The following is a 14,540-nucleotide window of genomic DNA, read 5'->3' on the forward strand; positions in this document are numbered from 1 at the left end:
TGAGCGAATTCGCTCAGGGGCTGCTCTGTGCTTGTATTCAGTCCTGATGGGTCGCCATGTAGCGAGCCGGGTATTCACCGCCGCCGTGAACGGCGATGTCGGCGCCGTTGACGTACGAGGAGAGCGGGCTTGCCAGGAACAGGCAGGAGTTGGCGATATCGGCCGGGACGGCCATGCGCTCCATCGGAATGGTCCTGGTGACCGCCGCGCCGCCGTCGGCGCCGTAGACCTCGGCGGCAGCCTCGGTACGGATCAGGCCGGTGGTGATGTGGTTGATCCGGACCTTCGGCGCCCATTCGAGGGCCAATGCCTTGGTCAGAACGAGGAGGCCGGCCTTGGCTGCGCTGTACGCCGCGGTTCCGGGCTGCGGATCGATTGCCGAGACACTGCCGATGTTGATGATGGCACCGCCGTCGTCCTGAGTCTGCATCACTGCGTTGGCGGCCTGGGCAACGTTGAAGGGTGCCAACAGGTTCAGGGCCACGATCTTCTCGACGAAGCGGGGTGACACCGTCGCAGCATCGGCATCGGGGGAGCCGCCGGCGTTGTTGACCAGGACGTCCAGACGGCCGAAGCGCTCGACGGCATCCTGGACGAGGGCTGCGGCGTCGGCGGGATCGCGGACGTCCGTGGCGCGAAAGGCTGCGCTACGGCCGTCGGCGGTGGGTAGGTTTTCGGGCTTGTTACGGCCACAGACCAGCACGTTCGCACCCGCGGCGAGGAAGGTTTCGGCGATGACATAGCCGATGCCTTTGGTGCCGCCGGTGACGATCACCGAGCGTCCGCTGAAATCGACGGGGTTGGGCAGTGTCACGGTGGAGCCTTCCTGGTGCGGTGCCGAGCTGAATTGCCGCCCAATGTGATTGACGCGACGTGGTCGCACACCTTAGGGTCAAGCAAGTGCTTGGTTGTTTTGTAGGTCGAGTGTAGACGACAAACGGCGGCAGTCACCAGAATCGACCGGTCCTTCCCGCAAAGGGACCTCTGCGTCGACAGACATTGGAGTAGTCACATGGGCAAGCTCGAAGGCAAAGTTGCACTCATCACGGGTGCGGGTCAGGGAATCGGGCAGGGGATTGCCCTGGCCTTGGCCAAAGAGGGCGCCGTGATCGCCGTTGCCGGCCGTACCGAATCCAAGTTGCACACCACCTGCGGACTGCTGGCTGACATCGGTGCACGCGGAGAGGCAGTGGTCTGCGACGTCAGCAAGAGGGACGACATCACCGCCGCCGTGGACCGTACCGTCGAACTGTTCGGCGGAATCGACATCCTGGTCAACAACGCCAACGACTGTAAGCCCGGCCCGCTCTTGAGCGTGCTCGACGAAGACTTCGAGCGCTCCTTCGCGACGGGCCCACTCGCCACCCTGCGCATGATGCAGGCGTCGTACCCCCACATGAACAGTCGTGGCGGTGGCGTCATCATCAACATGGTCACCTCGGCGGCCGTGCGCTGGGACGCCAGCAACTACGGCGCTTACGGGTCCATCAAAGAAGGGATGCGCTCGTTGACCCGCGCCGCAGCCTGCGAATGGGGCAAGGACAACATTCGAGTTCTCAACGTCGCCCCGCACGCCAAGACCCCCGCGTTGCAGTGGTGGATGGACAAGAATCCGGAAGAAGCGGCGGCTTTTGTCGCGGGTATCCCGCTGGGTCGCGTCGGAGATCCCGAGACCGACATCGGTCGTGCCGTCGTCTTCCTCGTCAGCGAAGACGCCGGGTACCTTACGGGCGCAACGATCCCGCTCGACGGCGGTCAGTCGCGCTGGGGCTGACCGCCGTCGACTCGGTCAGGTCATCACGGCGCCGCCGTCGACGGCAATCGTCTGCCCGGTGACGTTGCGAGCCTTGTCGCTGAGCAAGAACGCGACCATTTCGGCGATGTCTCCGGGCGTCTGGGCTCGACCCATCGGAACCATCTGGGCGACAAAAGAATCGAAGACGTCAGCATCGGAAACATCTGCGAGCGAGGGATCGCGTCGGCGCAGTTCCTTGATGGTTCGAAGCCACATGTCGGTGAGGATCAGTCCGGGCATGACGGTGTTCGAACGGAGTCCTCGAGTCGCGCCGATCCTGGCGACGCTGTGACTCATCTCGATCACGGCGGCCTTCGACGGTCCGTAGTGCGCGAGCATGTCACCGCCCAAGCGGGCACCGATCGACGCGATGTTGACGATCGCTGCCGGACCCTCGGTTCTACTCACGAATTCGCGGCACATCAGGAAGCTGCCCTTGGTGTTCACTGCAAAGGTGTTGTCCCACTGGTCTTCGGTGATCTCGAGGAACGGCGTGAAGACGCCGATGCCGGCACCGTTGACGAGCGCAGTCGGACTTCCGATCGACGCAGCCACGTCGAACGCGTTCTTGACGTCACCTTCACGCCGAACGTCGCATCGAGCCGTGTGGACTTCCACACCAAAGCTTTCCAGGCGTGCTGCGGTGTCGTCGAGCGCAGCCTCTTCGATGTCGAGGAGAAGCAGGGTGCCGAAGTCCTCGGCAAGGCGCTCGGCAATAGCGGCGCCCAACCCGGCAGCTGCGCCGGTGACAATGGCTACGGGCGCGCTCACGGCAGGTGCGTTTCGAGCAGTGGGGCAAGCAGTTCGGCTGCGCGCGCCGCCGTGATGACCTCGCTCGGGTCCACCTTGGTCACGACTTTCGAAGCAGAATCTTCGTAGACATGCTCACCGATGAGTCGCCCCTGCTCATCGTACGGCCAGACGAATGCCAAGGTCCGACGCACGAGATACCAACCGTCGGGGTCGATATCCGAGGGTTGTTCGGGGTCGGGGGCGGTGGGCGTGGATCCACCCGATTCGTGCACCGCGCCGAACACCCCGTCTCCCAGAATCGATCCTGGGACGAATTGACTGAAGAGGGTCTCACCCGAGAACCCGCTGTCGGAGACCGCGAAGTCGGACTGTCCGGTCCACATGACAAGGGTGTCCGTCTCGGCGAGTGACTGGTAGAAGTTGGTGACGGCGTCCATACCGTCCAGAACAATCGACTGCCCGTCTTCGAACAACCGGTAGACGGGTTCTTCGACGGTCATGTCGGGCGAGAGGATTTCCTTGTAGCGACCGGAGACCTCGAGCAACGCGTGGCGCCGGTAGTTTCGGAGGATCTTCTGGTGCCGCGGATTGTCGATGGTTTCCAATTGCTTTTCGACGCCATCCATCATGTGGACGAATTCGTGCTCGTACTTGCTCATCACATCTCCTGGTTTCGCAGATTCGGCGGGCTGTCCGGATCTGCGCCAACTGTGACCTGGCGAGGCATTCGCTGTACATGTAGAACTTCGTTCGGCAATTGCCGGTTTGCTTAACTCTGCTGTTCAGATACCGTGATGGTCATCACTTTGTCGGTTAGCGACCGCCGAAAACAACCGAATGGACGGTAATGAAGAAGACGAGAAGAGGCGAAGATCTGAATCTGCGCTTGGTGTCCTCATTGCTCGTCGTCGTGACGGAAGGGCACTTCGGGCGAGCAGCAGATCGGCTGTTCGTCACCGCGCCCGCCCTCAGTCAGCAGATTCGCCGACTCGAGGAACAGGTGGGTGTCGAGTTGGTTGATCGCAGTTCGCACCCGGTGGTGCTCACCGCCGCGGGCGAGGTGTTTGTCGCGGATGCGCGACCCGCTCTCGATTTCGCCATTCGCGCGATGAACGGACTCGATGCGCTCGAGCGTCGGCGGGCCCGGAGATTGAGGATCGGATTCATCAATGGGGCTGCTGGAAGTTTGGGGCGTGCGGTGATCGATTCGTTGCACGCGGAGGTGGAACTGGTCCAATTGGATTGGTCCCAACAGGTTTCGGCGGTAGCGAGCGCGACCGTCGACGCGGCATTCGTGCGTCCACCGCTGCCGGTGCTCGACGGTGTGGTGCTCGAACGGATCGGCGTCGAGCCGCGGGTTGTGGCCCTGCCCCGGGGGCACCGGCTGGCGGGCCGTACGAGCATCGAGATTTCTGAAATAGATGGGACAGTGCAGGTTTCAAGTGACGGCGCACCACCCGAATGGGTGAAATGGTGGTCGGTGGACCCACGCCCCAGTGGTGTGCCCGTCCGGTACGGCCCCTCGGTCCGCACGATGGACGAAGCGCTCGAGGTTGTCGCCAACGGTCGAGCGGTGGTGATAACGGCAGCAACGATCGCCGAGTACTACACCCGCTCGGATATCAGTTTCGTGCGAATCTCCGACATCGAGCAATGTTCGATCGATCTGTGCACGCGCGATGGAGACGGTAGTCCGGCGGTGATCGAGCTACGTAAGGCTGTTGCGGCCCTCGGTGCCGGCAGATGATTGTCGTTGCCGTGTTCTGCATGTAATGCGCATCTGTCCGAATGAGTACGTACTCTTGCCGTCATGCTTTTAGTCAGTTAGACTAAAACTATGACAACGACGAGCAATGCACTTGAAACAGTCGAGACGGCAAAGGTTTCGGCCGATGTGTTCGGGGGAGACTCCAGCGATCTCGACACCCGTCGCGCTGCAAAGCGTCGTTTTCATCGGCTTGCCTCCGCCATTCATCCGGACCGGGTGAAGCCCGAAGATCGAGTGCGGTACTCGGCCGCGGCGTCCCGATTGAACGAGCTTTACCGGAGTTGGACGGCGGAGTCCGAGCCGGCGGATTCTCGGCCCGCTTATATCGGAGAGCGGGGAGAGTACGCGTTGGGTGGACTGGTAGCGCGCGGGTCGGTCGCCAACCTGTACCGGTCCGATGCCGGAGTCGTACTCAAGATTCCGCGAAATCCTCGGGCGAACTCCATGATCGAGGCGGAGCGAAATGCGCTGACGGACATCGAGAATTCGGCCGAAGCCGGTTGGGCAGCGCCGTACTTCCCGCGGTTGATCGATCGAATCACCCATGTGGATGCCGGCACGAGACGCCAGATCGACGTGCTCGACGATCTGACTGAAGGTTTTGTGAGTCTCGCCGACGTTCGTGCCGCATATCCAGGTGGCCTCGATCCACGGGACTGGGCGTGGATGCACCGACGGCTGCTTCGGACGCTCGCAGCGGCGCATGCGACTGGTTGGGTGCACAGCGCGATCACTGCGGACAACGTGCTGATCGAACCTGTTCGGCACGGGGTGGTGCTGGTGGGATGGTCGTTTGCCACCCGTACGGGCAACCGCCCGGTGGCGACGATCGGTTCCGATCGTGATTCCTACCCAGCGGAACTCGGCGAAGCAGCTTCGTCGGCCTGGGACATCTACATGGCTCATCGCTTGATGCTCCGAATGCTGGGCGAGCAGACCCACGAACGGATGAAGGCGTTTGCAAGCGGCTGCATGCAGGACAACCCCAGACTGCGTCCCGACGCGGTCGACCTACTGGGTGAGTTCGACGAACTCCTCGATCTTCTCTATGGCCAGCGGACATTTCGTCCGTTCGCCGTTCCCTCCGCGAAAGGACAGTGATCACCATGGGCTACGGATACTGGGATGACAACACGTACTTGGCGGGCAAGACTTTTCGTGCCGCACGTGGTGTCGACGACTTCGGCTACACCGATTCGCTCCGGTCGCGTCCGCGGAGCAGTTGGAAAGCGGACCCGACGCTCGACCCCTTCGGCGTCGACAAGCGTGAGTGCCGAGATTCGGACGGGCACCCCGATTCGCTGCCGATAGCAGTGCTTTTCGATGTCACCGGTTCGATGGGTGCGGTCCCTCGCATCATGCAGGACAAGCTCGGGAAGCTGCACGGACTGCTGCAACGCAAAGGATATGCCGACGATCCGCAGATTCTGTTCGGCGGTATCGGCGACGCGGATTCCGACCGGGTGCCACTGCAAGTCGGGCAGTTCGAGTCGGGAAACGCGATGGACGAGCAGCTTCGAACCATCTTCCTCGAGGGCAACGGTGGTGGTCAGAAGTCGGAAAGCTATGAATTGGCAGCATATTTCATGGCGCGCCACACCAGTTCGGATGCCTGGGAGAAGCGGGGACGGAAAGGCTACCTCTTCATCATCGGCGACGAGTTGAACAAGCCGCGGCTCTCGGCTCGTCACATCCGTTCGGTGATCGGTGACAAGGTTCGCCAGGACGTATCGGTGCCGTCGATCTACCGTGAACTCGAAGAAAGATGGAACGTCTACTTCGTTCTGCCAGATCAGTCGTCGTACTTCAACGATCCGGAAATCGCGGATCACTGGAAGAAGTTGCTCGGTGAACGCTTCGTCAAACTCGACGACCCTGCCGCGGTGTGCGAACTGATCGCGCTGACGGTCGGAATCGGCGAGGACCGCATCGACCTGCGTGACGGACTGGCGGATCTCCGCGACATCGGTTCAAGAGCTGAAGCCGAGACTGTCGGCAAGGCTCTCGCCCTGATTCCAGGGCGCAGCACCGCGACGGTGGCCGTGTTGCCCGACGATCTCGGAACCGGCACGGACGATGTCGATTTCGCCTAGATGGAGTACATGATGGAGCCGTTCGAAGACCGCGATATCGTCGTCGTAGACCTCGGGTTCGGAGATGCGGGGAAGGGAGCAACCGTCGATTGGCTTTGCTCCGATCGAGCCGATCTGGATGTGGCCGCAGTGGTTCGGTTCAACGGCGGAGCGCAGGCAGCGCACAACGTGATCGTCGGCGAGCGGCACCACACGTTTTCGCAGTTCGGCTCGGGTACGTTGTCCGGTGTCCCGACGTTTCTCTCGAGATTCGTGTTGGTCGAGCCCATCGCGCTCGCCCGGGAGGCGCGCGCTCTGGAGTCGATCGGAGTTCGAAGCCCGTTCGACCTGATACGTATCGACGCGCGCGCATTGTTGACGACGCCGATTCACGTCGCAGCCAACAGAGCCCGCGAGGATGCTCGCGGCGGCCACCGGCACGGCTCGTGTGGCAAGGGGATCGGTGAGACTGCGGCGTATGCGCTGGGCCACAGTGCGCCGACAGTTGGGGACTGCTTGCGGCCGGACTCCTTGCGTTTCAAGTTGTCGGCGTTGGCAGCCCACTACGGATCGTTGATCGCGGAGAGCCGCCACGGGTTTCCACCGATCGACGACATGGTCGACATGTACGCGGAATTCGGAGCTGTCGTGGACATTGCCGGCCCGGGCGCACTGGCCGGGTTAAGTGCCCGTGGTCGTCTGGTATTCGAGGGAGCGCAAGGTGTCCTTCTCGACGAGTGGCGGGGATTTCACCCACACACCACGTGGTCGACGGTCGAGCCGTCCAACGCGCGAGCGATGATCGACGAGTTGGGCCGGGACAGTTACTTACTCGGTGTCACCCGCACGTACATGACACGACACGGAGCTGGACCGTTCCCGACCGAGGATCCGGATCTGGCGAAGGTGTTGCGAGAGCTGCACAACGGGGCCGGTGAGTATCAAGGTGGATTCCGGATGGGTCACCTCGACGAGTTGTTGTTGCGCTACGCAATCGAGGTGAGCGGCGGTGTCGACGGATTGGCGCTGACTCATCTCGATGCGATGGTTCGTGCGCGGGCCGCCTGCACCCCGATCCACGGAGTGCAGGCGTACGAAGGACTGTCATCCGTTCCCGTCGGAGAGTGGAAGGATCTCGATCACCAACAGGCGCTGACAGATTTCTTGAAAGCCGTAGGGGTTGTGCCGAAGGAACTTCCGGCCGACCCGGACGAATTCGCCCAGTATCTGAGCGAGGAAATGGGGGCGCCGGTGGTTCTGACCGCGGACGGTGCCGACCGGGCCGATCGCCAGGTGCGATGCCCAGTGCCTGCATGATGGACGGTGTGGACCAGTCACTTGTCTCGATCGACGTCATTGCGCTCCGGTTCGGCAATCCGGAGCCTGGGATGTTGCGATTTGCCGTCACGCCGCGGCAAGCGGAGCCGTACACCGGGCAGCTAGCGCTGCCCGGTGTGCTGCTGGGCGCCGGTGAGCGGTTGCAGGACGCCGCCAGGCGGGCGGTGACCACCAAGCTCGGAATTCCGGACGGGAAGGTCCTCGCCAGCGGGCAATTGACCGTGTTCGACGAGCCCAATCGCGACCCACGCGGGCCGACTCTCTCGGTGACCATGTGGGCAGTGATCTCGTCTGACGAGGTGCCGAATTCAGCCGAGTGGGTGAGCTGGGACAAGCCGGGTGACCTTGCGTTCGACCACAATCGGATAGTCGCCGATACCCGCCCGATCCTTGCGGACACCCTGTTGTGGCGAGATCAGGCTTTCACGCGTGCGCTGCTGGGACCGTCGTTCCCGGCGTCGTACGCGCTGGCCGTGGCGGAGGAACTTTCCGGTGAGCGTCCGGACCCGGGCAACTTGAACCGGACGCTCAAAGCGTTGCCAGGGCTGGAACGTACGGACGAACGAGTCCGGGTCAGTGCCACCGGGCGACCCGCGGTGGTCTGGGCGTGGACCGAAAACAGCTGACCTACCTCAGAAGTTGCCCCGCGCGGCCTGCTCACGCTCGATCGCTTCGAACAGGGCTTTGAAGTTTCCCAGTCCGAATCCCAGTGAGCCGTGGCGTTCGATGATCTCGAAGAACACGGTGGGACGATCTCCGATCGGCTTGGTGAAGATCTGAAGAAGATAGCCGTCCTCGTCGCGGTCGACGAGGATGCCTCGCTTCTGCAATTCCTCGATCGGAACTCGAACCTCTCCGATACGCGCGCGCAGTTCGGGATCCTCGTAATACGAAGCCGGAGTGGAGAGAAACTCGATTCCTTCGTCGACCAGAGCGTCGACTGCTCCGAGGATGTCGTTGGTCGCAAGTGCGAGATGCTGAGCGCCGGGACCTTGGTAGAACTCGAGGTACTCGTCGATCTGTGACCGCTTCTTCGCGATGGCAGGTTCGTTGAGTGGGAACTTGACTCGGTGATTGCCGCTCGAGACGACCTTGCTCATCAGCGCGGAGTAGTCGGTGGCTATGTCGCCGCCCACGAACTCGGCCATGTTGGTGAATCCCATGACCCGGTTGTAGAAGTCGACCCACTGGTCCATCTTGCCCAGTTCGACGTTTCCGACGACGTGGTCGAGGGCCTGGAAGATTCGGTTGGGCGCGCCGTCACGCTTGCGGTACGACGACGTCCGTTCGACGTATCCGGGAAGGTAAGGGCCGGTGTAGCGGGAACGGTCGACGAGGGTGTGCCGAGTCTCGCCGTACGTAGCGAGGGTGGCCAGGCGAACGGTGCCGTGCTCGTCGGTGACGTCGTGCGGTTCGCTCAGCACCGTCGCACCTTGGGTGATCGCGTGCGCGATGCACTTGTCCACGTCGGGGACGCTGAGCGCGATGTCGCGGATGCCGTCGCCGTGACGGCTGTGATGCGCGATCAACTCGCTTGCCGGATCCACAGCACCTTTGACGACAAAGCGCACGGCACCGCTCTTGAGTACAAACGCGTGGTGGTCGCGGTTTCCGGTGGACGGACCCGAATACGCCACCAATTCCATGCCGAATGCGGACTGGAAGAAATGTGAAGTCTGCGTGGCGTTTCCGACGATCCATTCGAGGCCGTCCCAACCACTCACCGGGAAGGGATCGTGATCGCTGTCGTACTCGACCAATCCGACCAACTGGCGTAATTGCTCCAGATCCAGGCCGGCCAACTGTTCGTCGTCGGTGAGAGTCTGTTCGACGGTCATGATGAGTCCCCTCTGAGTGCGAAGTACACAGTGCGGTGCTCGAGTTATGTTCGGCACTGCCAGTACAAACAGATAAGTCCTTCAAAGGTTGGGTAGTCAACGGAGGTAGTTGAAAGTAGACATAGCGCCGGAATCCGAAGATTATGGCACTGTTTTATAGGCAATATGCATAGTTGAATGACGAGTGGAGCAGACGTGAATCTCGACGCAGTGGATCTGGCTCTGTTGGACGCGATGAACAAGCACCCGCGTGCCGGTGCTTTGGAGCTCTCGCGTCAGGTCAAGGTTGCCCGGGCGACGGTGCAGGCGAGACTGAAAAGGATGGAAGATGCAGGCGTCATCGCCGGGTATGCCCCGCACATCAACTTGGCTGCAGCGGGTTTCGGGGTGCAGGCATTCGTGACTTTGCAGATCGCACAGGGGGCGCTCGACACCGTCACCACCGAACTCGAAGCCATACCTGGTGTTCTCGAAGCCTTTGCCACTACTGGCTCCGGCGACGTGCTGTGCCGGATTGCCGCTGCTTCGCACGAGGATTTGCAGGCGACTCTGCTCGAACTGAACCGGTCGGGGGTAGCCACTCGCTCGACCAGCGTCATGGTTCTCTCGGTTGTGGTGCCGCTTCGGTCGATGCCCCTACTTCAGACTTTGCAGTCGAAGCAGACGACCAAGGCTCCGGCGTATCGACACGACGGTTAGTCCCGCTGACGGCCCGGAGCCCAGAATCCGAGGACGATCGCGGATACCCACATGATCGCGGCGAGTGTGAGCGCTCCTTGGTCCATGCCTTTGATGAAGGCGTCACGGGCGAATTCAGCCAATTGTGCGCCTTGCGGTCCGGCTGCTTCGGCGACGTGAAGTGCAGCGGCCAGGGAGCCGGATACCGGCTCCCTGGCGGGTTCGGGCAGCAAATCGACCGCGGGCTGAACATGATTGCCGTACCCGGCGGCGAGGATGCTTCCAGCGAGTGCAACGCCGATGGCAGAGCCGATCTCGCGGGTCGCGTCGTTGACTGCTGATGCAACGCCCTGTTTGGAGTCTGGTGCATTGGAGACGATGGCAGCAGTTGCTGGGGTTGTCGACAAACCCAATCCAATGGCGGCCACTACCAAGGGAACACAGACTTCGGCATAGGTCGAACTGGCATCCAAGCGCGTCAGGAGTGCAATTCCGGTTCCGAGGAAGGCGACTCCGGTTGCGGTGAGGGCGCGTAGACCGATACGCGGAATCAGCAGGGGCGCAACCACGGACAGGGCCATCACCGGCACGGCGATCGGCATGAGGGCTAGCGCCGATTGCAGAGGAGAGTAGTCGAGCACCAGTTGCAGATACTGCACGATCAGAAAGAACAGGCCGAAGGTCGCCAGGAACTGCAGTGTCAGTGACGCTGCGCCACTGCCGAATGCGCGGTTGGCAAACAGCCTGACGTCCAGAAGCGGATGGAGAGTGCGTAATTCGACCCAGCTGAAGACTGCCGTCATGGCAATTCCGCCGATCAGCAGAGCAAGGACCACCGGATCGAGCCAACCACGGGCGGGTGCCTCGATCATCCCCAGGACGAACAGTCCGATCGAGCCTGCGATCAGTGCGGTGCCTGGAAGATCGAGTGGAGTTGCCTCCGCGTCCTTCGACGTCACGATCGTGAACGACACCACGAGGATCAGGACGGAGACGACGGCCAGGCTGACGAATATCGAATGCCACGACCATTTTTCGAGGAGCAGGCCGGAGACGACCAGTCCGGCGATTGCACCCGAACCAGCCACTCCGGACCAGACTCCGACCGCGCGGGCACGCTGGGCCGGCGGAAAACCTGCGGTGAGCAAGGACAATGTCGCGGGCATGACAAATGCGGCGCCGACGCCGGAGATCACTCGGGAGACGATGATCCACGACGGTTCGTCCGCGAAGACCGGAATCGACGAGCCGGCGGCAAAAACGAGTAGTCCGAACATGAGAAGTTCGCGTCGACCGTAACGATCGCCGAGCGCGCCCGCCGGCAACAGGAGACATGCCAGTGTGAGCGTGTACCCGTCTACGATCCACGTGAGCTGGCTCTGTGTTGCACCGGTATCGCGGGCCAAGTCGGGAAGGGCCGTGTTGAGCGCGGCCATCGCTGCGACGACCAGTGCGACAGCGCAGCACGCGACCGTCAGCATCCAGATCTGTCGGATGGTCCACGAGGACTGTTCGAGCGTCGTATCGCTACTCACGAAACCTCCCGATAGAAACAAGACCATCAGTATCGTTACAAGAACGGCAGTTCCACAACCCCCAAGTGGGTATAACTGAAGTTGTGACGGTGGGAATCGACAAGCAGGAGATCGATCAGCGGGTCAGCGACGAGGACCCGCGCAAACAACGCTCCCGGTCCCGGTTGCTCGACGCGGCGACCAAGCTGCTCGCAGAGGGCGGCGTGGACGCGGTGACGATCGATGCCGTCACCAAGTTGGCCAACGTCGCACGTGCGACGTTGTATCGCCATTTCGACAGTGGCACCGAGTTGCTCGCCGCGGCATTTGCTCGCCTGTTACCTCCGGTGCCGGAGATGACCGGTGAAGGCGACCTCCGCGCGCAGTTGCTCGAGTTGTTGACCAGTCAGGCCAAGGCCATCGAAAGCGCACCGATCCAGGTGACGGCAATGTGCTGGCTCGGCTTGGGGCCGGAACTGAAGGGCTACTCGAGCGTCGACGCACTGTCCACGGACAAGCCCGAATTGCGATCTCTGCGCCAGACGGTTTTCGAGCAGTACCGGCATGCGTTCGATCGGATCTTGCGCTCGCCGGAGGCGATCGACGCGTTGGGGGAGTACGACTACGACGTCGCGCTTGCACAGTTGGTCGGCCCGTTGGTGCTCACCAAACTGGCGACGCTGACGCCTCTCGGGGAGGCCGCGTGCGAGCAGATCGTGGACGATTTTCTGGTCGCACGCGGGGTGTCGAGCTGACTCACGGCTCCAGATTGCGTCGTAGAACGTACTGTTCGAGCCTGTCGATTCCGCGCACTCGCCGCGGACGAAGGTGCCGCAGTTTGAAATTGGCGTCCGAGCCGAGCTGGTTGGCCAACTCGGAATCGATCAGCACGGTGCCGGGACGAGCGGAACTGGTCAGGCGCGCGGCCTTGTTGACCACAGAACCGTAAAGATCTCCGAAGCGAACCAACGTCGGACCCATGGCCAGACCGACCCGAAGCTGTGGATCGTCGTGATCGGCGAGGACGGCTTGCTGGATCTGCAAAGCGATCTCGGCGGCGTGGTGGGGACTTTCGGCGGCAAACATGACTTCGTCACCGACGGTCTTGACCACCCAGCCGTAGTTGCGCCCGATGATTTCGGTGGACGCCGACTCGAACCGCTCGAGCAGATCGTTGAGTTCGGCGGAGTCGAGGCCGCGGGTCAGCGAGGTGTACCCCACGATGTCGGCGAAACCCACGACCAGAACACGACTCGCGACTTCTTCGCCGGGGTTTCCGACGTTGCGGCCCGTCGAGGAGGCGACGTGACGCTTCCAGACGTACGTCTGCAGGGATTCGACCGCGGGGATGATCTCGGCGCCGAGGCTCAAAACGATCTTCCGGATCGCTTCGGGCTCGTGATCCGCCGAGTCGGCGAGCTGGTCGATGATGTGGGTGCTGATCAGCGAGACCTGCCACTCGGCCAACCTCGACATCGACTGCCCGAGTGAGCGGGCGGCAGCCACCTCGCTGCTCTGCGAGATGACTCCTCGATTCACCATGTCGATGATCGTCTTGAGGGCGTTCGCGTCCTGCTGGGTGAACATGACTGCGTCGGGATCCTCGTCGACTGCAAAGCCCATCGCGACCCACAAACGATCGGCACGCTCGCGTGTTACACCGGCGAATTCCGCGATCTGCGACTGAGTGAAGCAACGGGGCCCGCCGAGGAGAGACTCCTCGATGTCGGCTTGAATTCGGCTGAGCAGGTGAGCATCCACGTCGACCGGATCAGCAGTGTGAGGTTCGGCAACGAGAGATTCAGCAGAGGCGGGTTCGGTGACCTCGTCGATCCACTCTGACTCCGAACTGCTCACCGTGCTCCTTCTTGCCGCAACGAATTACTGTCCACCATCTTCCACGCGGTGCCCCGAGAACAGTACTGAATCGGCCGAACCGCCTCCGAATCCTCGGGCTCAGTCGGGCGGTGAGAGCGAACACGTCGGTGGCTTGTGCAAGAGTTGCCCCGAGAAAAGCACTATCGATACTGAAATGCACCACATTCTTCTGAAAGGACTTGCGCATGCCACCCCGTAGACGTTCCGGCGCTGCCGCATCAACGCCGGATCACCTCACTGCGGAAAATCTGGCAGCGCTCGCCACGGCTGTCGCCGAAGGTAAGCGCGCCACCGTCTATCTGCGCGAGGCAACCCCCAGCTTGGGGATCGAAGCCGGCACCTCGGCGAAAGTCGTGTCGGTGGACGGCAATACCGTGCTCATCCGTCCCAAAGGCGTCAACGACGAATTGCCTTTCGAAGCAGAAGAATTGCGCATCAACCGTGTGTCCGCGTCACCGGCCAAACTGGCCCCGCGGCCCAAACCAGTTGTGGAGTCCGAACCCCTTATGGAGCCACTCGTAGAACCCGTTCGGCCCAAGCCGCGGGCGCAGGCTGCACCCGCCCCGGTGTCGGCGACTCCGCCGGTTCCTGCCGCGACACCTCGCCCGGCCGTCAAGCGTGCGAAGAAACTGCCGGCCGGCATCAGCGTCACCATCCATGCAGGCGCGGACAACGACTGGAGCGTGACGGTCACCCAGGGCGCGAAGCGTCCGGGCAAAGCGGTTCCGGTTGCACCCGACGCAGTCGAGCGAGCTGTCCGCGAGTTGGGCGAGCCCACCGCCATCGAGGCCGTCGAGTCCATCATCGTCGCTGCGCGAGACATGGCTGCAGCGCGAGTCGACGAGTTGAGTCGTCAGCTCGAGGAGGCGCGCAAGATGCTCGAAGCGCTCGGAGCTACCGACTAGA

15 protein-coding genes are annotated in these 14,540 nt (G+C 62.2%); 9 read left to right on the forward strand and 6 right to left on the reverse strand.

Features of this window, described 5'->3' with window-relative positions; translation table 11 throughout:
* Nucleotides 1–37: 37 nt before the first annotated feature.
* Nucleotides 38–814 carry an SDR family oxidoreductase gene (locus tag ACFQ6Y_RS03880; RefSeq protein WP_378629199.1) on the reverse strand — a complete coding sequence of 259 codons (777 nt, stop codon included), beginning with the start codon at nucleotides 812–814 and terminating at the stop codon, nucleotides 38–40.
* 198 nt (nucleotides 815–1,012) lie between these two features.
* Here ACFQ6Y_RS03880 and ACFQ6Y_RS03885 point away from each other — a divergent pair, with 198 nt between their 5' ends.
* A complete protein-coding gene (locus tag ACFQ6Y_RS03885; protein ID WP_378531563.1) occupies nucleotides 1,013–1,774 on the forward strand; it encodes an SDR family NAD(P)-dependent oxidoreductase in 762 nt (253 codons plus the stop codon).
* A gap of 15 nt (nucleotides 1,775–1,789) precedes the next feature.
* Here ACFQ6Y_RS03885 and ACFQ6Y_RS03890 read toward each other — a convergent pair whose 3' ends face one another.
* Nucleotides 1,790–2,566: an SDR family NAD(P)-dependent oxidoreductase gene (locus tag ACFQ6Y_RS03890; RefSeq protein WP_378629202.1), complete on the reverse strand. Its 777-nt coding sequence runs from the start codon at nucleotides 2,564–2,566 to the stop codon at nucleotides 1,790–1,792.
* On the reverse strand, nucleotides 2,563–3,207 hold the full coding sequence (locus tag ACFQ6Y_RS03895; RefSeq protein ID WP_378531568.1) for a hypothetical protein: 645 nt from the start codon (nucleotides 3,205–3,207) through the stop codon (nucleotides 2,563–2,565). The genes ACFQ6Y_RS03890 and ACFQ6Y_RS03895 overlap by 4 nt, the downstream gene beginning before the upstream one ends.
* Before the next feature lie 188 nt (nucleotides 3,208–3,395).
* On the opposite strand from ACFQ6Y_RS03895, the gene ACFQ6Y_RS03900 reads away from it, so the two are divergent.
* The 5 genes from ACFQ6Y_RS03900 (at nucleotide 3,396) to ACFQ6Y_RS03920 (ending at nucleotide 8,352) form a co-directional block, all read left to right on the forward strand.
* Nucleotides 3,396–4,295 carry a LysR family transcriptional regulator gene (locus tag ACFQ6Y_RS03900; protein WP_378629205.1) on the forward strand — a complete coding sequence of 300 codons (900 nt, stop codon included), beginning with the start codon at nucleotides 3,396–3,398 and terminating at the stop codon, nucleotides 4,293–4,295.
* 90 nt (nucleotides 4,296–4,385) lie between these two features.
* Nucleotides 4,386–5,417, forward strand: a complete 1,032-nt coding sequence (locus ACFQ6Y_RS03905; protein ID WP_378629207.1) for a hypothetical protein — start codon at nucleotides 4,386–4,388, stop codon at nucleotides 5,415–5,417.
* Nucleotides 5,418–5,422: 5 nt separating this feature from the next.
* Entirely contained in the window at nucleotides 5,423–6,409 is a 987-nt protein-coding gene (locus tag ACFQ6Y_RS03910; RefSeq protein ID WP_378629209.1) for a hypothetical protein, read from the forward strand.
* Between the two features lie 9 nt (nucleotides 6,410–6,418).
* On the forward strand, nucleotides 6,419–7,705 hold the full coding sequence (locus ACFQ6Y_RS03915) for an adenylosuccinate synthetase (RefSeq protein ID WP_378629212.1): 1,287 nt from the start codon (nucleotides 6,419–6,421) through the stop codon (nucleotides 7,703–7,705).
* Nucleotides 7,702–8,352: an NUDIX domain-containing protein gene (locus ACFQ6Y_RS03920; RefSeq protein ID WP_378629803.1), complete on the forward strand. Its 651-nt coding sequence runs from the start codon at nucleotides 7,702–7,704 to the stop codon at nucleotides 8,350–8,352. Before ACFQ6Y_RS03915 ends, ACFQ6Y_RS03920 begins: the two co-directional genes overlap by 4 nt.
* Nucleotides 8,353–8,358: 6 nt before the next feature.
* On the opposite strand, the gene hppD is transcribed toward ACFQ6Y_RS03920, so the two are convergent.
* Nucleotides 8,359–9,564 carry a 4-hydroxyphenylpyruvate dioxygenase gene (gene hppD, locus ACFQ6Y_RS03925; protein ID WP_378629214.1) on the reverse strand — a complete coding sequence of 402 codons (1,206 nt, stop codon included), beginning with the start codon at nucleotides 9,562–9,564 and terminating at the stop codon, nucleotides 8,359–8,361.
* Between the two features lie 177 nt (nucleotides 9,565–9,741).
* On the opposite strand from hppD, the gene ACFQ6Y_RS03930 reads away from it, so the two are divergent.
* Entirely contained in the window at nucleotides 9,742–10,263 is a 522-nt protein-coding gene (locus tag ACFQ6Y_RS03930; protein ID WP_378531577.1) for an Lrp/AsnC family transcriptional regulator, read from the forward strand.
* On the opposite strand, the gene ACFQ6Y_RS03935 is transcribed toward ACFQ6Y_RS03930, so the two are convergent.
* Nucleotides 10,260–11,804 (reverse strand): MFS transporter, encoded by a 1,545-nt coding sequence (locus tag ACFQ6Y_RS03935; protein WP_378542586.1) that lies wholly within the window; start codon nucleotides 11,802–11,804, stop codon nucleotides 10,260–10,262. The two genes, ACFQ6Y_RS03930 and ACFQ6Y_RS03935, sit on opposite strands and share 4 nt — an antisense overlap.
* 56 nt (nucleotides 11,805–11,860) lie before the next feature.
* Between ACFQ6Y_RS03935 and ACFQ6Y_RS03940 the strand changes: the two genes are divergently transcribed.
* A complete protein-coding gene (locus ACFQ6Y_RS03940) occupies nucleotides 11,861–12,511 on the forward strand; it encodes a TetR/AcrR family transcriptional regulator (protein ID WP_378629216.1) in 651 nt (216 codons plus the stop codon).
* Nucleotide 12,512: 1 nt separating this feature from the next.
* On the opposite strand, the gene ACFQ6Y_RS03945 is transcribed toward ACFQ6Y_RS03940, so the two are convergent.
* Entirely contained in the window at nucleotides 12,513–13,517 is a 1,005-nt protein-coding gene (locus tag ACFQ6Y_RS03945) for an adenylate/guanylate cyclase domain-containing protein (protein WP_317552319.1), read from the reverse strand.
* Nucleotides 13,518–13,819: 302 nt separating this feature from the next.
* Between ACFQ6Y_RS03945 and ACFQ6Y_RS03950 the strand changes: the two genes are divergently transcribed.
* Nucleotides 13,820–14,539, forward strand: a complete 720-nt coding sequence (locus ACFQ6Y_RS03950) for a DUF6319 family protein (protein ID WP_378629219.1) — start codon at nucleotides 13,820–13,822, stop codon at nucleotides 14,537–14,539.
* Nucleotide 14,540: the final 1 nt, after the last annotated feature.

The sequence above is a fragment of the Rhodococcus sp. NPDC056516 genome, assembly GCF_042794655.1.
Lineage (GTDB): Bacteria > Actinomycetota > Actinomycetes > Mycobacteriales > Mycobacteriaceae > Rhodococcus_F.